At 59.2% G+C, this 19,652-nt stretch carries 17 protein-coding genes; 8 read left to right on the top strand and 9 right to left on the bottom strand.

The features are described from left to right. On the bottom strand, window positions 1-808 hold an 808-nt coding region (locus tag ACGYKA_RS18250), incomplete at its 3' end, for a matrixin family metalloprotease (RefSeq protein ID WP_271690169.1). Window positions 809-1,251: 443 nt separating this feature from the next. Here ACGYKA_RS18250 and ACGYKA_RS18245 point away from each other — a divergent pair. After that, window positions 1,252-2,700 carry a mannose-1-phosphate guanylyltransferase/mannose-6-phosphate isomerase gene (locus tag ACGYKA_RS18245; protein ID WP_271690170.1) on the top strand — a complete coding sequence of 483 codons (1,449 nt, stop codon included), beginning with the start codon at window positions 1,252-1,254 and terminating at the stop codon, window positions 2,698-2,700. Between the two features lie 593 nt (window positions 2,701-3,293). After that, window positions 3,294-5,018 (top strand): gamma-glutamyltransferase, encoded by a 1,725-nt coding sequence (gene ggt / locus ACGYKA_RS18240; RefSeq protein WP_271690171.1) that lies wholly within the window; start codon window positions 3,294-3,296, stop codon window positions 5,016-5,018. Window positions 5,019-5,096: 78 nt separating this feature from the next. On the opposite strand, the gene ACGYKA_RS18235 is transcribed toward ggt, so the two are convergent. The 4 genes from ACGYKA_RS18235 to ACGYKA_RS18220 are packed head-to-tail and all read right to left on the bottom strand — an operon-like array spanning window position 5,097 to window position 8,704. Continuing rightward, complete coding sequence (locus ACGYKA_RS18235) at window positions 5,097-5,849, bottom strand: SDR family NAD(P)-dependent oxidoreductase (RefSeq protein ID WP_394439523.1); 753 nt, start codon at window positions 5,847-5,849, stop codon at window positions 5,097-5,099. Continuing rightward, the gene (locus ACGYKA_RS18230) at window positions 5,846-7,144 is read right to left on the bottom strand and encodes a TRAP transporter large permease (RefSeq protein WP_394439531.1); all 1,299 of its coding nucleotides are present in this window, start codon (window positions 7,142-7,144) and stop codon (window positions 5,846-5,848) included. Before ACGYKA_RS18230 ends, ACGYKA_RS18235 begins: the two co-directional genes overlap by 4 nt. Before the next feature lie 22 nt (window positions 7,145-7,166). Beyond that, window positions 7,167-7,646: a TRAP transporter small permease gene (locus tag ACGYKA_RS18225; RefSeq protein ID WP_394439520.1), complete on the bottom strand. Its 480-nt coding sequence runs from the start codon at window positions 7,644-7,646 to the stop codon at window positions 7,167-7,169. Between the two features lie 53 nt (window positions 7,647-7,699). Continuing rightward, window positions 7,700-8,704, bottom strand: coding sequence for a DctP family TRAP transporter solute-binding subunit (locus ACGYKA_RS18220; protein ID WP_276155301.1), 1,005 nt, complete (start codon window positions 8,702-8,704; stop codon window positions 7,700-7,702). Window positions 8,705-8,839: 135 nt separating this feature from the next. Here ACGYKA_RS18220 and ACGYKA_RS18215 point away from each other — a divergent pair, with 135 nt between their 5' ends. From ACGYKA_RS18215 to ACGYKA_RS18200, 4 genes are read left to right on the top strand one after another with little or no spacing between them, the layout of a single operon-like run. Further along, window positions 8,840-9,661, top strand: a complete 822-nt coding sequence (locus ACGYKA_RS18215) for an IclR family transcriptional regulator (RefSeq protein WP_304951582.1) — start codon at window positions 8,840-8,842, stop codon at window positions 9,659-9,661. Next, on the top strand, window positions 9,658-10,827 hold the full coding sequence (locus tag ACGYKA_RS18210) for an acetyl-CoA acetyltransferase (protein ID WP_394439517.1): 1,170 nt from the start codon (window positions 9,658-9,660) through the stop codon (window positions 10,825-10,827). The genes ACGYKA_RS18215 and ACGYKA_RS18210 overlap by 4 nt, the downstream gene beginning before the upstream one ends. Beyond that, the gene (locus ACGYKA_RS18205) at window positions 10,827-12,392 is read left to right on the top strand and encodes an acyl-CoA synthetase (protein ID WP_394439514.1); all 1,566 of its coding nucleotides are present in this window, start codon (window positions 10,827-10,829) and stop codon (window positions 12,390-12,392) included. The genes ACGYKA_RS18210 and ACGYKA_RS18205 overlap by 1 nt, the downstream gene beginning before the upstream one ends. After that, the gene (locus ACGYKA_RS18200; protein ID WP_394439511.1) at window positions 12,385-13,200 is read left to right on the top strand and encodes a hypothetical protein; all 816 of its coding nucleotides are present in this window, start codon (window positions 12,385-12,387) and stop codon (window positions 13,198-13,200) included. Before ACGYKA_RS18205 ends, ACGYKA_RS18200 begins: the two co-directional genes overlap by 8 nt. Window positions 13,201-13,287: 87 nt before the next feature. On the opposite strand, the gene argE is transcribed toward ACGYKA_RS18200, so the two are convergent. From argE to ACGYKA_RS18180, 4 genes are all read right to left on the bottom strand, one after another. Then, the gene (gene argE / locus ACGYKA_RS18195; RefSeq protein ID WP_271690029.1) at window positions 13,288-14,484 is read right to left on the bottom strand and encodes an acetylornithine deacetylase; all 1,197 of its coding nucleotides are present in this window, start codon (window positions 14,482-14,484) and stop codon (window positions 13,288-13,290) included. Then, the gene (locus tag ACGYKA_RS18190) at window positions 14,481-15,968 is read right to left on the bottom strand and encodes a tripartite tricarboxylate transporter permease (protein ID WP_271690030.1); all 1,488 of its coding nucleotides are present in this window, start codon (window positions 15,966-15,968) and stop codon (window positions 14,481-14,483) included. Before ACGYKA_RS18190 ends, argE begins: the two co-directional genes overlap by 4 nt. 12 nt (window positions 15,969-15,980) lie before the next feature. Beyond that, window positions 15,981-16,475, bottom strand: a complete 495-nt coding sequence (locus ACGYKA_RS18185) for a tripartite tricarboxylate transporter TctB family protein (protein WP_394439507.1) — start codon at window positions 16,473-16,475, stop codon at window positions 15,981-15,983. Between the two features lie 103 nt (window positions 16,476-16,578). After that, window positions 16,579-17,550 (bottom strand): tripartite tricarboxylate transporter substrate binding protein, encoded by a 972-nt coding sequence (locus ACGYKA_RS18180; protein ID WP_271690033.1) that lies wholly within the window; start codon window positions 17,548-17,550, stop codon window positions 16,579-16,581. Window positions 17,551-17,589: 39 nt separating this feature from the next. Here ACGYKA_RS18180 and ACGYKA_RS18175 point away from each other — a divergent pair, with 39 nt between their 5' ends. Both ACGYKA_RS18175 and galE read left to right on the top strand, forming a co-directional pair. Beyond that, window positions 17,590-18,591 carry a LysR family transcriptional regulator gene (locus tag ACGYKA_RS18175; RefSeq protein WP_394404358.1) on the top strand — a complete coding sequence of 334 codons (1,002 nt, stop codon included), beginning with the start codon at window positions 17,590-17,592 and terminating at the stop codon, window positions 18,589-18,591. Window positions 18,592-18,639: 48 nt separating this feature from the next. Next, window positions 18,640-19,614, top strand: coding sequence for a UDP-glucose 4-epimerase GalE (gene galE, locus ACGYKA_RS18170; protein WP_394439504.1), 975 nt, complete (start codon window positions 18,640-18,642; stop codon window positions 19,612-19,614). The last annotated feature ends 38 nt before the right edge of the window (window positions 19,615-19,652 follow it).

The raw sequence follows: 19,652 nt of genomic DNA, 5'->3' as shown, positions 1-19,652 counted from the left end.
ATCCCGCCTCGCTGATCTTGCCGAAGGCGTTCGTATCGCAGAGGCACAGCCACAAGAGACTTATGGGTAACTGCAAGTCGACGTTTTTCAGCTCCTGAGTGCGGCCCGTCTGCGAAGCGTAAACCTCGATATTAAGCGTGTTATCATCTGTGACGCTGTAATGGCTGAGAGTGCCCTCGAAGCGGACGGTATCTAGGCCGGCCTGCCCATCGATGACACTTGCAGCTTTTGAGGCGACCAGGAGATCGTCTTGCGCGGTGCCCCACATTCTCGCGCCATACATAAGTTGCGCGCCTTCGATATCATGTAGGGTCAGATCGGGCTGTGATGTGAGGGTCGGATACATGATGGTGTCGGGGTCATCGGTATGCAGCAAGCCCATGGTATGGCCGATCTCATGCAGGGCTGTGGTGTAGAAGCTCAGGGCTGAACCGGAAGCTGTTTTGCTTGTCGACCAGTTTTCTGCCAGATCAAATCGAATTTCTGCCTCGGTCACGCTATAGAGCGCCGAGGTCGTCCGGCTGTAGTAGGACTGCGCCGTGCCGATCACGCCGTAGGCGCCGTCAATATGGTCCCAGCCAAGGCGCAGGTCGCTTTGCGCGCTGTCGGTAACTTCGACAAAATCGATATTGGCGACGTCTTCCCAGGCCTGGAACGCATCGCGGATCAGCGCCTGGTAGAGCGGGTTTGATATGTCACGTGCGAAGGCAGTCCCGAGGCTTAGGGTGGCAAAGCTCCAAGTGACGGTGCCGCCCGAATGCCCTTTCTCCCCAACACCCCATTTGTAGTTGGCCAAAGTATAACTCATGTCGCAGGGTCTTTCTTGATGCAGCGCATTGGATTGTTTTCATGGGGGAGGGACAGGGCCATGAGAGGGCCCTAAGTGCGAGCGAAGCCGACGGAACTGCTTTGCCGCGAATTGGGGGGGCTAGCTAGCCGGGCACAGGTGGGGAGGCAAGGGCGTAAAGTAGGCTTCGAAAGCGATGTGGGGGTGGTGGCGCAATGCCGCCGAAGGAGGGGCTAGAATTCCTGAAGCGGGATGTGACGGCAAAACTACGTCCTCATGGGGGTCATTTACCAGCATGTAGAGCGTCTGATGTGGCATCACGGGGGCGCATAAGTGTTCGTTTTGTGTACGCGTAAGGTACTGCCATGTTGAGGGTGGAAGTGTAGCTACGCGAGACCTATCATTGGTTTTTCGGCCGATAGGCTGACATCTATTTCCAACTTGCGCGTCCAAAGGATGTTTTGATGACCCATATTGTTCACCCGATCCTATTGGCTGGCGGTTCGGGCACCCGGCTTTGGCCGCTGTCGCGCAAAAGCTACCCAAAGCAATTTGCAAAACTGATGGGGGAGCACAGCTTGTTTCAGGCGTCGGCCAAACGGTTGGCGGGGGCGGGCTTTGCGGCCCCGGTGATCTTGACCGGCGCGGATTATCGATTTGTGGTGACAGAGCAGCTGGCCGCCATGGAGATCGCGGCTGCGGGCATTCTCATTGAGCCCGATGGGCGCAACACCGCACCGGCGATTCTTGCGGCCGCCCTAGAGCTTGCCGCCCGTGCGCCCGAAGCATTGATGCTGGTGGCCCCATCAGATCATGTGATCCCTGATGCGGCAGGTTTTCGCGCGGCGGTGCAGGCTGCAACCTCTGCGGCCTTTGAGGGCCAGCTGGTGACCTTCGGCATCCGTCCTGACCGGGCCGAGACTGGCTATGGCTGGCTGGAGATGAGCCAAGCCCCGTCGGCTGATTTTGCCGCTGAGCCGCAGCCCCTCAAAGGGTTTGTGGAAAAGCCCGATAGCGCCACGGCAGAAGCGCTGCTTCAAGGCGGGCAGCATTTGTGGAATGCAGGAATTTTCCTCTTCTCGGTCCAGGCGATCATTGCCGCCTTCGAGGCGCATGCGCCCGAGATGCTGTCTTTGGTGCGCGCCTCTGTGGAACAGGCCGAACAAGATCTTGGCTTTACCCGACTGGCGCCCAAACCTTGGAGCCAGGTTGAGGATATCTCGATCGACTATGCCGTGATGGAGAAAGCGGAAAACCTCAGCGTTGTCCCCTATGGGGGGTCGTGGTCGGATTTGGGTGGTTGGGATGCTGTCTGGCGTGAGACCGGTCCGGATGAAGCGGGCGTGGTGGTCTCGGATTGTGCCACGGCCATCGATTGTCAGGACACAATGCTGCGCGCTGAAGACCCACGACAGCAATTGGTTGGTATCGGGCTGCAGGACATCATTGCGGTGGCCATGCCTGACGCGGTGTTGGTGGCACATAAAGACCGCGCCCAGGATGTGAAAAAAGCGGTTGCGGCTCTTAAAGCCAAGGGTGCCTCTCAAGCGGACACACTCCCGAAGGATTTTCGCCCTTGGGGTTGGTTCGAATCTCTTGTGTCAGGGGCGCGGTTCCAGGTGAAACGGATCACGGTAAACCCCGGTGCCGCCCTCAGCCTGCAAAGCCATCATCACCGATCTGAACACTGGATTGTCGTTGAAGGCACGGCCAAGGTGACGATTGGCGAAGAAGTACAGCTCGTGAGCGAGAACCAATCTGTCTATATCCCTCTGGGGGCCACACACAGGATGGAGAACCCCGGGAAGGTGCCAATGGTGCTCATTGAAGTGCAAACCGGCAGCTATCTCGGCGAAGATGACATCATCCGATATGAAGATGTCTACGCCCGAGGGCAGGGCGCGAAGGGGTGACAGGTAGAAGAGAAGCACATGCGCCGCTATTGGCGGGTGCATTGAGCTCTCGTGACCTCAGGAAATCGTTTTAGAAAACGAGTTCCTCGGCCAGTTTTTGCAGAACGTGCCAAATGCGACGCGGCGGACAGGAAACGACCTTTGTGGAATTGCCGTTCCGCGCGATACTTGGGCTCAGGTTCGACATGGTGTCGACCTTTGCAAGCGCGAGTAACGAAAGATGGCTACTGCACCTAAAACCCAGCCTAAGAAAAGCCCGGCGAAACCTGGCGACAAGCCACAGCAGAAGTAAGCTCCATTTTTGAAACGACATCTGCCGCCTCCGACAGGGGGCGGCATTTTGTTAAGGGCAGAGGCGTTACCGTTTGGCCAATCTGGCTAGGTCGCAGTTCTGCAGCGAAGAAATCTTGGCCGAAGCCTTCGAGGAAGGCTGTCGTCGCAGAGCACAACGTCAGGGCAACGATCGGCCCAATCACAGCACCTAAGGGTACGAAGGAGGACGGGCTCAAAATCCGTTAGCATTACCTACCCGTTGCACTTTTTCAGCTAAACAGCGAGCCTTAACCTACGCAAACGCAACTGGGAGGAATTCGATGAAACAGATTTTCACCAGCGCGGTAGGCTTGGCAATGCTGGCTGTCCCCGCGCTTCATGCCCAAGAAGCAGCTATTTTTTCCGGGAATGACCGTGTTCATCCCGTCTACGCCGAGAATGGTATGGTCTCGGCCCAAGAAGCTGTCGCGGCCCAGATTGGGCTCGATATTCTTAAGGCTGGCGGCAATGCCGTTGACGCAGGTGTTGCTGTAGCATTTGCACTGGCTGTGACCCTACCGCGCGCGGGTAATATCGGCGGAGGTGGTTTCATGATCGTGCATGACGCCGAGTCTGGAGAGACCAAGGCGATAGACTACCGCGAAATGGCGCCCGCCTCTGCTGAAAGGGACATGTATCTCGACGCCGAAGGCAATGCTGACAGCGAGCTTTCACGGTTCACGGGATTGGCCGTGGGCGTGCCTGGAACCGTCGCGGGCATGCAGATGGCGCTGGAAAATTACGGCAGCATGACGCTCGCCGAAGTGGTTGAGCCAGCCATTGCGCTGGCGCGCGATGGCATCGCGGTCACGCCCGGACTTGCAGACAGCCTCAAAGGGCTTGAGGATCGGCTGAAGAAATGGCCCACCTCTGAGAGCATTTTCTACAAAGAAGATGGCGGTTTTTATGAGCCCGGCGAGACCCTTGTGCAAGCGGACCTCGCAAATACCCTCCAAAGGATCGCTGATGAGGGGACAGACGGCTTTTACAAAGGCGAGACGGCGACAAAGATCGCCGATGCGGTACAGGCCGCCGGTGGACGCATCACTGTTGAGGATATGGCAAATTATAAGCCGGTCCTACGTGATCCGGTGCGCGGCACTTACCGCGGGTATGAGATCGTCTCAATGCCGCCACCCAGTTCAGGTGGGGCGCATATCATCCAAATACTCAATGTTCTTGAGGATTATCCGATCTCCTTCCTTGGTCATAACACAGCCGACACAATTCACCTCATGGCTGAAGCAATGAAGCGGGCCTATGCGGATCGTTCGGAATATTTGGGCGATAGTGATTTCGTGGATGTGCCTTTGAGTGAGATCACCTCCAAAGCCTATGCCGAGGATATTCGGGGTGAGATCAGCTTGAATGCGGCAACGCCGTCGAGCAGCATCAAGCCTGGAGAGCTTGCGCCTTATGAGTCAGATCAAACCACGCATTTCTCTATCGTGGACAAGGATGGCAACGCCGTATCCAACACTTATACGATCAATTTCTCCTATGGGTCTGGGATGGTTGCTGACGGCACCGGTATTTTGATGAACAATGAGATGGATGACTTCGCCGCCAAGCCCGGTGTGCCCAATGCTTATGGGTTGATCGGTGGAGATGCCAATGCCGTGGAGGGCGGAAAGAGACCGCTTTCTTCGATGTCACCAACGATCGTGATGAAAGACGGTGAGGTGTTCTTAGTGACCGGTTCGCCCGGCGGCTCGCGCATCATCACGACGACCTTGCAGGTCATCATGAATGTCATTGACCACGGGATGAACATCGCTGAAGCCTCTTTCGCGCCGCGCATTCATCACCAGTGGCTGCCTGATGAAATCCGGATTGAAGAGGGGATCAACCTCGACACGGTGGGCTTGCTTGAACAACGGGGTCATAAGGTCAGTGAAAAATCGGTGATGGGCTCGACCCAATCGATTCTCGTGGACAAAGAAAGCGGCTATCTGTTTGGCGCCTCTGATCCCCGTCGTGTCGATGCAGCGACCTTGGGTCATTGATTTTTAAACAGGTAACTCCGGCGAAGGCGCCGGGGTTACCTGCTTCATTCTGTTAAAGGCCGAGTGGTGTAGTAACGATCAGCCCCTCAAGGCTGGCAGGCCGACACCGGTGGCGTCAAACCCGCCATCGGAGGCCACAACCTGGCCTGTCACATAGCTGGCCCGCTCACTGGCTAGAAAACAAATGACTTCCGCGATTTCGCGCTCTGAGCCGTAGCGGTTGAGGGGGATCGCATCGTGATAGGCTGCGCGTATTTCTGGCGAATGAACGGCCAATGCAAGTTTAGTGTTCACAGGGCCGGGGCAAACGCAGTTTGCACGGATGCCGACTTCTCCCAACTCCGCGGCTTGTTGTTTGGTGAGATGGATGATGGCAGCTTTGGAGGTGCCATAGGCAATGCGCAGCGTAGAGGCGCGCAATCCTGAGATCGACCCAATGTTGACGATGGCGCCGCCGCGTACCGACAAAAGGGGCAGGCAGGCTTGCGACATCAGAAACACACCATCGAGGTTTGTCGCCATAATCTGCCGCCAGCGGTCGAAGTCGGTTTCGGCCAAGGGGCCGAAGTCAGCGACGCCTGCGTTGTTTACCAAAATGTCGAGGCGTCCACATGTTTGTTCGACCTCTGCTATAGACTGCGCGACTTCCTGAGGGATCGACACGTCGCAGGTAATGGGCAGAGCTCCGGGCAGGGTGGCCGCGGCCTTTGCGAGTTCTTCTGCGTCGCGGTCGAGCATGACAACGCGTCTTCCCTCTGCGTGGAAAAGAGCTGCAGTCGCGAGCCCAATTCCGCGTGCAGCGCCTGTAACGAGAGCAACGGTATCGTTCATTTTAGGACCTCAGGCAAAAATAGGGATAGGTCAGGGACGGCCGCCACGATGGCAAGGCCAATGACGCTGATCGCCAGAAACGGCAATGCAGCACGCGCAATGCGCTCTAGAGGCTGTCGCGTGATATTTGCAGCGACGTAGAGATTGATGCCCACGGGCGGTGTGATGAGACCAATGGCGAGGTTCACCATCACCAGAACGCCGAACCAAACCGGATCCCAACCAAGTTCGCGCACCACCGGCAGGAAGATCGGCAGGGAGATGAACATCACTGTGACCGGGTCCATGAACATGCCTGCGATCAGAAGGATCAGCATGATGACCATCAAGATTACGCCGCCATTGTCCGAAAGGCCGAGCAATTGGCTAGAGTATTGGCCGACGAGATCTTCCACAGTCACGACCCATCCGAACAGGCTGGCATAGGCGACCACCAGCATGACAACGGCGGAGGAGGAAGCAGCCTCCGTCAGGGCGTCGTATAGGGCGCGGATGGTGAGCGTGCGATAAGCAAAGGCCCCTACAGCAATTGCATAGACCGTGGCGACGAGAGCGGCTTCGGTCGGGGTAAAGATACCGGAGTAGATACCGCCGAGAATGACCACGGGCGTCATCAAGCCCCAGAAGGACTCACGAAAGCTCTGCCCCAAATCACGCCAGTAACCGTTGCTGGGAGGCGTGGGGGAAAGCCTATCCAACCCTTCTCGATTGGTTGACTTGATGAAGGGCAAGATGACGAGCATCAGCACCCCCATGAAGAGGCCAGGTAGAATAGCTGCGATAAAGAGCGCGGAGATTGAGGTCTCGGCGATGACGCCATAGATCACCAATCCGATGGAGGGCGGGATGACGATGGAGAATGCAGCGCCCGTACAGACCAAAGCGGCGGCAGCGGCACGGGGGTAGCCATCTTCTTCCATCCCTTTGATGATCATCGGGCCAATGGCTGCGACGGAAGCCGGGCCTGATCCCGAAACCGCGCCCCAAAAGAGGCAGACCACGGTGCCGACGACCCCCATGCCGCCGGGCAGGTTGCCGATGAGGATGCGGAAAAATCGGATCATCCGCTCGGCGATGCCGAGGGTTCCCATCAGCGTCCCCGCAAGGATAAAGAACGGGATGGCGAGTAGGGCGTATTTTGCGATGCCGGTGGCGATCAAGTCGCCTGCGAGGTCAAAACCAAAGCCGATTTGCCACATGGCATACATGGCCGAGAGGCCTAGGGCGAAGGCCACAGGTACGCGCAAGGCCATCAGCAGGAAAAAGGCGACGATCATCTGGGTGCCAGCACCCATGCTGGAGATGTCAAACACTGAATTACGCCCGCGGTTCTTGGCGCGTCGCGCGCCACATTTCTACGGCATGTTGCAGGTAACGGATGATGATCAGGGCAAAGCCGAGGGGCAGGCCGACCTGATACCACCAGGCAGGCACGCCAAGCGCATAGCTGCGGATGCCGCTGCCGATCTGGTTCATCAAGGTGGCCCAAGAGAACCAAGCGGAAGCCACCAAAAGCAGGACCGAGAGGATTATTGAGAGCAGGAACACGGCCTGGGCCGCGGGGCGCGGGAGAAAATCCTGAACAATCGTGACCGCCAAATGCTGCCCCCGCCGCGCGGCAATCGCAGCACCAAAGACGGTTAGCAGCAAAAAGCCGTTGGTCAGCAGCTCTTCCGAGGCTGCGAATGAATAATGCGTGGCATAGCGGACCACGACATTGATGAAGCCGATTAGCGTCATGCCTAGAAACAGCACGGCGCAGACGATCTTTTCAAACTCGTTCAGCAGAAATCGCATGGCACTGACCCTCCCGGATCGGCGCGGCCCTGATGCAGGGCCGCGCCTAGGCTTTAGTTCGCGGGTGTCGCGGCGATGGCGTCTTGGAAGCTACCGACGATGTCGGTGCCAACCTTAGCAGCCCAGGTATCGAAGGCGGGTTTGGTCGCTTCGCGGAAGGCGGCCAGTTCCTCTTCGGAGGGCTCGTAAACTTCCATCCCTTTGTCGCGCAGGAAGGCAACGCCTTCGGCTGTGCCTTCGCGGGTGATTTCGCGCTGATATTCCATGGCTTCGGTCGCGGCGGCGCGCATCTGCTCTTGGGTCGCCTCGTCCAGTTCTCCCCAGACTTCGGTTGAGACGCCGAGGAAGATCGGGTCATAGGAGTAATGCCAAGCGGTCAGATGTTTTTGCACCTCGAAAACCTGCTGGGGAATGATCACGGCCCCAATCGGGTTTTCCTGACCATCGACCACGCCTTGCTGTAGTGCGGTCATCGTCTCGCCCCACTGCATCTGCTGCGGGTTGGCGCCGAGCGCGTTCATCACGTCGATGTACATCGGCCCGGCAACGCGCATGTTGAGACCCTTCATGTCTTCGGGGGTCTTGATCGGGCGGACATTGTTGGTGACTTCGCGAAAGCCGTTCTCACCCCAAGCCAGCACCTCGATGCCTTTTTCGCGCAGGATGTCTTCAAGCAGTTTTGCCGGTTCGCCTTGGGTGGTCGCGTCTACTTGATCGTAGTTGGCATAGAGATAGGGCAGCGAGAAGACGGCCATCTCGGGCACCAAGGGGGTTACGTTGATCGCTGAGGTGACGACGAGGTCAAGCGCCCCGCGACCCACCATCTCGGCCTGTTTCATCTGGTCGCCGCCGGAGAGCTGCGCATTGGGAAAGACGCGCACGTCATAGGCGCCGTCGGTTTTCTCGGACAGAAGCTCGCCGAATTTCTCGGCCCCCTTGTGCCATGTGGTGGTGTCGCCGGTGTTATGCGACAGACGCAGGGTCTCGGCGCTGACCGCGCCGGAGAAGATGGCGGTTGCAAAAATTGCGGCCAAACCCGCCTTTGAAATCATTTTCATAATAGTTCCTCCCTCATTGAGCCATAATGTGGAACAGAGTTCGTCGGCTCGGGCAAGATATTTCTTGCAATCAATTGAAGAATGCGCAGTTCTTTGTTTCCATATTCCGGAATCCCGATGCAAGAGGTCCATATTATGAACGGCGGAGATCAGGCGACCCCCGCCAGCGGCAGCCAAGCGGTGGACCGTGCACTGGCGCTTTTGCAGATCACCGGGCGCGCAGCGGCGCGGGGCGCGCCTTTGTCGGAATTGATTGAGGCGTCGGGCCTGGGAAAACCGACGGTACGGCGGCTGATGCTTGCGCTCATTCGGCGCGGACTGGTGGAACAGGACAGCGCCTCGCGGCTCTATTTTCTGGGAGAAGAAAGCTATGTCCTCGGCACTTTGGCGACCCCGCGCCATGGGTTGTTGGAGATTGCGGCGGATGCGGCTGTGCGGCTTGCGCAAGTGAGTGGAGATACGGCTTTCGTCAACATGCGGCGCGGCTCGGCTGCGGTTTGCTTGCATCGCGAGGATGGGGCGTTTCCGATCCGGACGCACGCGCTTGAAACTGGCGCGCAGCATCCTTTGGGGATCGGCGCGGGCTCGCTCGCGATGCTGAGCGCCCTGCCGGATGCAGAGGTCGAAATGGTGCTTAGAGACAACGCAGAGCGGATGGCCAGCGATTATCCGGATTATGACGCCGCACTTTTGCGCAGCGATGTGGCGCGGACCCGCGCGCGGGGATTTGCATTGAACCCCGGGCGGATCGTGCCGGGCAGTTGGGGCATCGGCGTGGCCCTTTGCCGCCCCGACGGCTCTGTCGCGGGCGCCATGTCGATCGCCGCGATCGAAAGCCGAATGCTGCCGCCGCGCGATGGCGAGTTAGCGGAATTGTTGAAGCGTGAAGCGCGGGAAATTGAAATCCGGTTGGCGCGTAGGATGCCGCAGCCGGTACTGGAGGAGGATAAACGATGACGGACCCTTATATTGTAGGCTGGGCCCATAGCGCCTTTGGCAAAAGCGAGGCGCCCGATACTGAAGCGCTGATGGCCGAGGTCACAGGTCCGGCCTTGGCCCATGCGGGCGTGGAGGCCGAAGACGTGGACGGCATCTTTGTCGGGGTCTTCAACAACGGCTTTTCGGATCAGGATTTCCAGGGAGCGCTCGTTGGCATGGGGAATGAGGCCTTGGCCCGCGTGCCCGCTACCAGATACGAAAATGCCTGCGCGACCGGTTCCGCCGCCTTGCACGGGGCGATGGATTTTATCGCCAGCGGCAGAGGCAAGATCGCCTTGGTCGTCGGAGCCGAGAAAATGACCGCGACACCGGGCGCGGAGGTGGGCGATATTCTGCTCGGTGCTTCTTATCGGGCGGAGGAAGCAGGTGTCGGCGGGGGCTTCGCCGGGCTCTTTGGGCAGATCGCGGGCAGCTATTTCCAGCGCTACGGCGACCAATCCGAAGCACTGGCGATGATCGCTGCAAAGAACCACCACAATGGCATGCAAAACCCCCTTGCCCATATGCAGCGGGATTTTGATGTGGCCTTTTGCAATACCGTGTCCGAGAAAAACCCCCTCGTGGCTGGCCCTCTGCGGCGCACGGATTGTTCGCTCGTCTCTGACGGCGCGGCAGCGATGGTTGTGGCGGCACCTGAGGTGGCGGCTGAGCTGCAGCGCGCCATCCGTTTCCGCGCCCGCAGCCATACCAACGAACCACTGGCGCTGTCGCGGCGTGACATCACCCGCTTTGATGGCGCGCGGCGGGCGTGGGAGCAGGCATTCGCGGCAAGTGGCCTGACGCTGGATGACCTGAGCCTTGTAGAAACGCACGACTGCTTCACCGTGGCGGAGCTGTTGGAATACGAGGCAATGGGTTTGACCGAGCCGGGCCAGGGCAGCCGCGCCATTCGCGAAGGCTGGACCGCGAAGGACGGTCGGCTGCCGGTGAATCCCTCTGGCGGGTTGAAGTCAAAAGGCCATCCGATCGGGGCCACGGGCGTGTCGATGCATGTCATGGCGGCGATGCAATTGATGGGCGAGGCGGGCGGCATGCAGATTCCTGACGCCGAACTTGCCGGGGTCTTTAACATGGGCGGGGCGGCTGTGGCTTCCTACGCCTCGATCCTTGAGCGGATGGCGTGATGCAGCCTGTCTCTACCCGCGTCATGAACCTCTCGCAGTTTTTGACAGACTCTGCGCGACGCCAGCCTGAGGAAATCGGTTTGGTCTGGGGTGAGAAAACCTGGGCCTGGTCCGCGCTGGAAGCCCGGGCCACCGCCTTCGCCGCCGCTCTGCGCGACCGCTATGGCATGCGCAAGGGTGACCGTTTGCTGGTGCAATCCGCGAACTGCAACCAGATGTTTGAAGCCGCCTTTGCTTGCTGGAAGCTTGGCTGCGTTTGGGTGCCCGCCAATTTCCGCCAAACGCCGGAGGAGGTCGCATGGCTTGCCATGTCTTCGGGGGCCAAAGGACTGTTGGCGGGCGCTGAGTTCGACGCCCATATCGCGGCTTGTAAGGATGTTGCCTTCACTGTGGAGATCGGCGGGGCCGGTGAGGATGATTACGACACGCTTGTGACGGAGTTCGCAGGCGTGCCGGTCACCGTGGCCGCGGTGGATCGCGACGATCCTGCGTGGTTCTTTTTTACCTCCGGCACGACTGGCAAGCCAAAGGCGGCCGTGTTGACGCATGGCCAGTTGGCCTTTGTCATTACCAACCATCTGTGTGACCTGATGCCGGGCACCGGGCCTGATGATGCGTCCATCGTCGTCGCACCCCTGTCCCATGGCGCGGGCATCCATCAGCTAACGCAGGTGGCGCATGGGGTGAAAACCATTCTGCCCGGCGGGACAAAGTTCGACCCTGCTGAGGTTTGGCGCTTGGTTGCCAAATGGCGCGTGACGAATGCCTTTACCGTGCCAACGATCGTGAAGATGCTGGTCGAACATCCTTCGGTTCATGAGCATGACCATTCCAGCCTGCGCTACATGATCTATGCCGGAGCGCCGATGTACCGCGCCGATCAGGTGCGTGCGATTGAGGTTTTGGGCCCTGTTTTGGTGCAATATTTTGGCTTGGGCGAGGTCACAGGCAATATCACCGTGTTGCCCCCGGCGCAGCACTCGGCAGATGATGCCGTGATGCGGATCGGCACCTGCGGTTTTTCCCGAACGGGGATGCAAGTTCAGGTTCAGGACGCCGAGGGTAAAGAGGTCGCGCCCGGTGAGACGGGAGAGGTCGCCGTGATCGGACCGGCTGTCTTTGCTGGTTATTACAATAACCCCGAAGCTAACGCCAAAGCGTTCCGCGACGGTTGGTTCCTGACCGGCGATCTTGGGCATATGGATGCCGAAGGGTTCCTCTACCTGACCGATCGGGCGTCCGACATGTATATTTCGGGCGGCTCCAATATCTACCCGCGCGAGATCGAGGAGAAGATCCTGCAGCACCCGGCGATCAGCGAATGCGCCGTGCTGGGCATGCCGGATCCGACATGGGGCGAGGTCGGGATCGCCGTCTGCGTCGCCAAAGGTGCGGCGCCTGAGGCTGATGCGTTGCTCAATTGGCTGCAAGACAAGGTGCCGCGCTATAAGATGCCAAAAACCGTCGTCTTTTGGGAGGAGATGCCGAAGTCGGGCTATGGAAAGATCACCAAGAAGTTGATCCGGGCTGAACTGACTGAGCGTGGAGAACTTGCCGGTGTCTAAGGCACCTTTGGCGCAGCATCCCGGCCCGCTTGCGGCGGCGCGTGTCAGCGCGCTGCCCTGTCGGGCGACGCACCGCCGGGTGACCTTGGCCGAGGGCGCGACGCTTTTGCAGGCGATGACAGACGTGGCTGATGGCGCGGGTGCGTGGTTTGATCTGACCGATTTGCCAGTCGCAGAGCTCATCTTCGTGCGCCCTGCGCCCTCTCCGGATGGTCGCCATGTGGCATGGTACAGCGAAGAGACGGTATTGCGAAATGCCGTGATTGAGCAGGCCGGTGCGCATCTGGGGCGGCGGGATGGTGCGGCATTCGCGCATATTCACGGGATGTGGCGTGCGGAGGACGGGGCTTGTCACGCGGGGCATCTTTTGGCGGAGAAGACGATCCTATCTGCGGATCATACTGTCGATGTTTGGTTGCTCGAAGGGGCCATGCTCGAAACCGCGCCGGATGTGGAGACGGAGTTTACCTTGTTTCGACCGATCTCTACGGGCCCGGTGGACAGACCGAATGCCACTCTTGGTACGATCCGGCCCAACGAGGTGATCGAAGAGGGCATAGCGAAATGCGCAGCGGTCTCTGGCTTGCCTGTCAGCGCGGTGAAAGGTCTGGGGAGCTTCGTCGGTACGCAATTAGAAGGGCAGCCAGCGCTGGACGATATTGCGACAGAGGTGCTTTTGCTGGGCGAGAATGGGCGCTGCGCGATTTCCGTGGGCCTTGAGGGTCCGCTGGTAAGGGGAGAGATGGCGGCGCGGGTAAATCGGGTCTGCGTGACGTTCGAAGTGCTTTTGCTATCGCAGGCGGAATGAGCGCGCTATTATTGCCAAAAGGGGACGCTGCATGCCGCGTGATGGTTGCGGCATGCAGGGTAGCAAATTCACAGCCGCCAAGCGCGTCTATTGCGGCGCGAGGAAATCGATGATGCCGCTCAGAAACTGAACGCATTCTTCAAGCTGGTCGAGATCAACAAACTCATTGGGCTTATGGGCCTGCTCAATTGATCCAGGCCCCACGATCACCGAAGGGATCCCGCCGATCTGTTCGAACACCCCGCCTTCGGAGCCATATGAGACCTTGCCGCCCCAGGCGGGCAGAAGGGTGGCATAGCGTTTAAAACCGTCGGTTTCGCGCGCGTCACCCATGGCGGGATAAGAAAAGATCGTCTCAAAGCGAATACCGGTGCCAGGGATTTTCTCTGCCATGGGTGCGGTGATCTCACGGGTGATTTCATCCAACAGCAGTTTCATATCTTGCTCAGGCGCCATGCCGCTGATCGAGCGCAGCTCGAACGTCAGCGTGCAATTGTCCGGCGTTACGTTCGTTGCGACACCGCCCTGCATCATCGTTACCAGCATCGTCGCATGCGGCACGGTGAAGTCGTGATCAAAGGGGCCTTCTTGCTCATAGCGCTTGCCGCGCTCGGAAATCCGCGCCACCGCCTTGGAGGCAAACTCGATCGCGTTGACATGCTCGGGCGCGAAAGACGAATGGCCCGCGGTGCCCGTGGCATGGGCGCGCATGGCAATCTTGCCTTTCTGCCCAGTGATCAACTTCATCATCGACGGTTCGCCGATGATTGCAAACTCAGGCGGCACGGAGAGCTGCGCCAGGTGCTCCGCAATCGCAGGGGCGCCCAGACAACCGACCTCTTCGTCATAGGAAAAGCAAAGGTAAACCGGACGTGTCAGTGTCGCCTGCGCCAGTTGCGGGGCCACCGCCATGACGCAGGCTGCAAAGCCCTTCATGTCGCAAGCGCCGCGACCAAAAAGCTTGCCGTCCTTGATCTCGGCCTGAAAAGGGTCTGTTTCCCATTCCGGCTCATCGGCGGGAACGACATCCGTATGCCCGGACCAGACGATCCCCGCTTTGTCCTCGGGGCCGAAGGCGGCGATCAGGTTGGCCTTGGCTCCCGTCTCATCAGGCAAGATCGTGATCCGCCCGCCCAGATCGCGAAAGTACTCGGCCATATGGTCGATGAGGGCGCGGTTGGAGTTGCAGGAGACCGTATCGAACGAGATCAGCCGCGCCAGATGTTTGGTGGCATCACCGGTTGGGTCGTCAAACGAAAGGGGAGTTTCGCTGAGGTTAATCATTGCTGAACGCGTCTTTCTTTGGATTTTAGGAACTCGCGGCGGACTGTCAGGCCGAGCACAAGAATGATCAGCACCGCGAAGGCCCATGTGATCGGCGACGACAGCAGCACCGCAGGATCGCCCCGCGAAATTGCCAGCGCGCGGCGCAGGTTTTCTTCGATCATCGGGCCAAGGATGAAGGCAATCAGGAAGGGGGCCGCGGGAATGTTCAGCAAGAACATCCCAAAGCCCACCAGCCCCATCACAAGCAGAACGGCCACGTCGAAGGTGCTGGAGGCGATGGAGTAGATCCCGAAGATACAGAGCAACAGCACCAAGGGGGTCAGCAGGGTCTGAGGGATGAGCGCCACTTTGGTGAACATCCGCATGGTGACCTTGCCTGCGAAGAACAAAAGCACCGAAGAGACCAGCATGCCGATGAAGAGCATGTAAATCTCATGCATGTTCGTCTGAAACAGCAGCGGGCCGGGGGTCAGACCTTGGATCATGAAGGCACCCAGCATCACGCCTGTGATCACATCGCCAGGCACACCCAAGGCAAGCAGCGGGATCATGGTGGCACCGCAGGCCCCGTTGTTGGCGGATTCCGAGGCCGCGATGCCCTCAAGCTCGCCCTTGCCGAAATTCGCACCGTTCTTAGAACTGCGCTGCGCTTCGCCATAGGAGAAGAAGGCGGCGGAAGAGGGCCCGATGCCGGGGATCGCGCCGAGGATTGAACCGATGACGGAACCCTTGAGGATGCTGCGCAGCGATCCCATGAACTCTTCGCGGGTCACGTGTTGGGCACCCAAGGGAGCCGCCTCATCTTTGTTCGCGGCGCGCAGGACCACCAGTTTGATCAGCTCGGGCAGCGCAAAGAGGCCGATCAGGACCGGGGCAATCGAGAGGCCGGCTTGCATATCCGGCACAAAGGCAAAGCGGAACGAGCCATAGAGGTCCTCACCCACCGTCGCCAGCAGCAAGCCCAAGGCTGCAGAAACCATGCCCAATAGGAGTGAATTGCCGGACACTCCCGCGACAGTCGTCAATGCAAAGACCATCAGCATGAAGAACTCCGGCGGGCCAATATGAAGTGCCAGCAATGCAAGCGGGGCAGCAAAGAAAATCAGGGAGATATTCGATAGAAAGTCGCCGATCACCGATGAATAAAGCGCCATGTTGAGCGCTTTGCCGCCTTTGCCTTGTTGGGCAAGAGGGTAGCCATCCAGGGCCGTGCAGGCCGCCGAGGCGGTGCCGGGGGTTTTGATGAGGATAGCAGACACCGAGCCGCCGTAGGTCGACCCTTTGTAAAGGGCCACGAGCAAGAGGATCGACGGCACCGGCGCCATGTAGAATGTGAAGGGCAGCGCCAATGTCACTGCCATAGTACCCGTCATGCCGGGAATGGCCCCGACGATCACGCCGCCCCAGATACCAGCGGTCATGATCAGAAAGTTCTGCAAAGTGGCAACTGCCGAGAGTGCAGAGAGAACGTCGTTTAGCATCAGTATCTCCGATCAGAAGCCGAGTGTCTTGAGCAACGCGCCCTTTGGGAACTGGGTGCCCAAGGCGGAATTAAAGAACAAAAGCAGCAGCACCGGAGCGCCGACCGACAGCAGTGCGATCCAGACCCGGTAGCTCCGTTCGCCGGTCATCAGGACCATGGTGAAGGTCAGCAGGATGATCGCGATCAGGAAGCCGACGTAAGGAAGTGCCAGCAGGAACAGGCCGAACGCGATCACCACACCCGCAAAACGAAGCACCATCCGCTTGGCCGAGCTTTTGTCGGTTTTGATCGCTTCCTCTGCCGGTGCACCGCCGCGGAACGCGAGGATCAGTACAAGCAGGCCAAGAAAGATGCCGATCAGAGACACAGTGCGTGGCCACATGTCAGGCGGTGGGGCGAAGCCGGGAATGAACGCCGGGCGAGGCACATAGACAGGGATAAGATAGAAGGCGCAGAGTGCAAAAAACGCGACGACCAGCACCCCCCGCAAAACGGGCTTCGTCATGGCAATCCTCATGGACAACAGGGACCTCTATTGAGATCGAGCAGGCCGCAAGGGCCGGCTGGGATAGGGGCAGGCGGGCGATGCTGCGCCCGCCTGCAAGGGCTTACTGGGGCAGATAGCCGAAGTCTTTGGCCAGGCCGTTAAACAGCTCGTACTGGCTTTTCGCGTAGTCAGGCATGTCCACCGTGCCGATGGTGGAGATCGAGCCGCGACGGTCGGCCAGTTCGAGCCATTTCTCGTCGGTCGCCACTTGGCCCAAAACGTCCTGCCATTTGGCGATCACGTCTTCTGGCAGGTCTTTGGGGGCGTAAAGCGCGCTCCAACCGGTGATCTGGCCTGCTTTTTCATAACCCAGCTCGCTCGCTGTCGCGACCTCGGGCAGGCTGTCCATACGTTTCGGGGCAAAGACCATCAGAGCTTTCATGTCGCCGCTTTCGATATGGGGCATCAAGGATGCCGCCGCCATCGCGACGAAATCGACATGACCGCCCAGCAGGGCTGTCGCAAGGGCACCGCCGCCTTTGTAGGGCACCAGTGTTGCCGCGGTCAGCGGGTCAAGATCGTTGTCGGCCAGCAGAGCCTGCGTGGTGAAGCCGTCAATCGCAGTGGCGCCTGAAGCCGCATAGGTCATCGCGCCCTTGCTGTCTTTGACCGCCGCGATCAACTCGTCAACGCTGCCGTAGGGCGCGTCGCCGCGCACGGCCAAGATCATCGGCGTCGCTTCGAGCGCGCTGACGAATGTATAGGCGTCCCACGGTACTGCGGCGCCCGGTGTCACGGCAGGCGACAGTGCCATGCCAACCCGCGCGAGCAGCAGCGTATAGCCGTCCGCATCGGCGTCGGAAACGAAGCGCGCGCCGTTCATACCGCCTGCGCCCGGCTTGTTCATAACTGTGACCGGCTGTTCCAGAAAGGGCTGCGCCGTTTCCGCCAAGGCCCGGCCCGCCAGGTCCGAGGCGCCGCCCGGGCCATAGGGGACCACCAGCGTCACGGATTTTTCAGGATAAGATTGGGCGAGCGCCGGTCCACCGACTGCCATGAGCGAGAGTGCAATCGTTCCGATTATGTTTTTCATGAGTACCTCAGATGTTATCCGGCATCCCGGAGCTGTTGGATGGCGGCCACCATCCACAGTATGCTGAATTTGACAAGAGACGCGATATTGTTGCATAAATTGCATACTGAGGGAGGCAGTATGTTCAAGGCACGAGAATTACAGGCTTTCGACGCCTATATGCGGTTGGGCGGCATGAAGCTCGCGGCGGAGCATTTGGAGTTGAGCCAGCCGATGGTCAGCCGTTTGCTGTCCTCCTTGGAGGAGAAAGCGGGGTTCGAACTCTTCCAGCGCAAGCGAAACCGCCTCACGCCGACAGTCGAAGCCTTCAGTTTTCATCAGAGCGTGGTTCATTATCTCGCAGGACTGCGCAATCTGGAGCAGGAAGCCAAGGCGATTGCCAGCGGTCAGGTTGGGCACCTTGTGATCGCGGCGCAACCGGTCTTTTGTGACACCTTCCTGCTGGATGCGCTTGCTCAGTTTCGTAAGGAGCATCCACAAGCCACGGTGCAAATCGCCGATGTCGGCATGGCGGAAATGCTTCAAATGATTAGCGAGAACCGCTGCGATCTGGCCTTTGGCATCACGCTCAACGCCGAGGCTTTCGGCGGGGAAGCCCTGTCCCTGGCCCATTGCGAGGCGACCTGCATTCTGCCGAAAGGGCATCCGCTGGAGAATATAGAAGAAATTCCCTTGCCGCGGCTGCGCAAGGAGATGTTCATCGACCTGTCCCAGGGCAGCCCGCTGCGGCGGCGGATCGATCTGATGATGGAGACCATTCAGGTCAACCGCACGATCGCCGCGGAGCTTCGGACCATCCACGGCATTGTCCGGCTTGTAGAGCGCGGAGAAGGTATCGCGATCATTGATCCCGTGGCGCATCAACTCCTTGATCTGAACCGGGTCTCGGTCCACCGGCTGATCCCATCAATCACATGGGACATTGCCCAATTCGTTCCTCATGGGCGTCCTTTAAGCACGGTCGGCCAGGCCTTTGCTGCGGTGGTTGCGGAGGAAATAGAGAGTTTGAAGCGGGCCGGGGTGGTGAGCGAAACGCTGTAGTTTGGGCATTGATACCCCTAATAATATGGACAAACGAGAGGGTGACCCATGGCAAAAGTACTGGTGACCGGTGGGGCGGGTTATATTGGTGCCCACGCATGTAAGGCGCTGGCACAGGCGGGATATACGCCGGTTGCATTTGACAACTTAAGCACCGGACACCGGGCGGCGGTCAAATTCGGCCCGCTTGTTGAGGGTGATCTGTTGAACCGTGCGGCGATCGATGCCGTACTGGCGGAACATGCCCCCATTGCGGTGATGCATTTTGCAGCCCTGAGCCAAGTGGGCGAGTCCATGCAAGATCCGGGGCGCTACTGGCGTGAAAACGTGTTGGGTGGGCTGAACCTAATTGAGGCGACGCAGGCGGCAGGGATCGACAAGTTCATCTTTTCTTCCACCTGTGCCACCTATGGCGATCAAGATGGGGTGGTGTTGAATGAAGAAACCGAGCAGCATCCGATCAATGCCTATGGCGGCTCGAAGCTGGCGATCGAACAGATGCTGCGGGATTTTTCACCCAAGGGGCTGACCTATGTAATTTTCCGCTACTTCAATGTGGCAGGGGCCGACCCTGATGCCGAGGTGGGCGAGGCACATGACCCAGAGACACATTTGGTGCCGCTGATCCTACAAGCTGTCGCTGGGGCACGCGGAGCGCTCACCATCTTTGGCACTGATTATGACACTGCGGACGGCACCTGCATCCGCGACTATGTGCATGTTAGCGATCTGGTCGATGCCCATGTGGCGGGCCTGAAATGGCTGGAGGAGGGGAAATCTTCAGAAGTCTTTTGTCTTGGCACGGGCGATGGTTTTTCGGTGCGCGAAGTTGTGGCAGCTGCCGCCGCTGTCACCAATGGCCCTGTGCCGATCGAAGAAGGCCCGCGTCGTGCGGGGGATGCGGTGAAGCTGGTCTGCGGGTCCGATAAAGCCAGAACGCAATTGGGCTGGACCCCATCACGCTCCACTATGCCGCAAATGCTGCGCGATGCGCACCGTTGGCATGCCTCTGACGGGTTTTGAAGCTTACTGTCGGGACGGGTCTTTGCTGCGGGGGGCGC

The organism is Sulfitobacter sp. 1A15106, assembly GCF_043556995.1.
Taxonomy (GTDB): Bacteria; Pseudomonadota; Alphaproteobacteria; order Rhodobacterales; family Rhodobacteraceae; genus Sulfitobacter; species Sulfitobacter faviae.
This window is presented reverse-complemented; position numbering and strand designations above follow the sequence as displayed.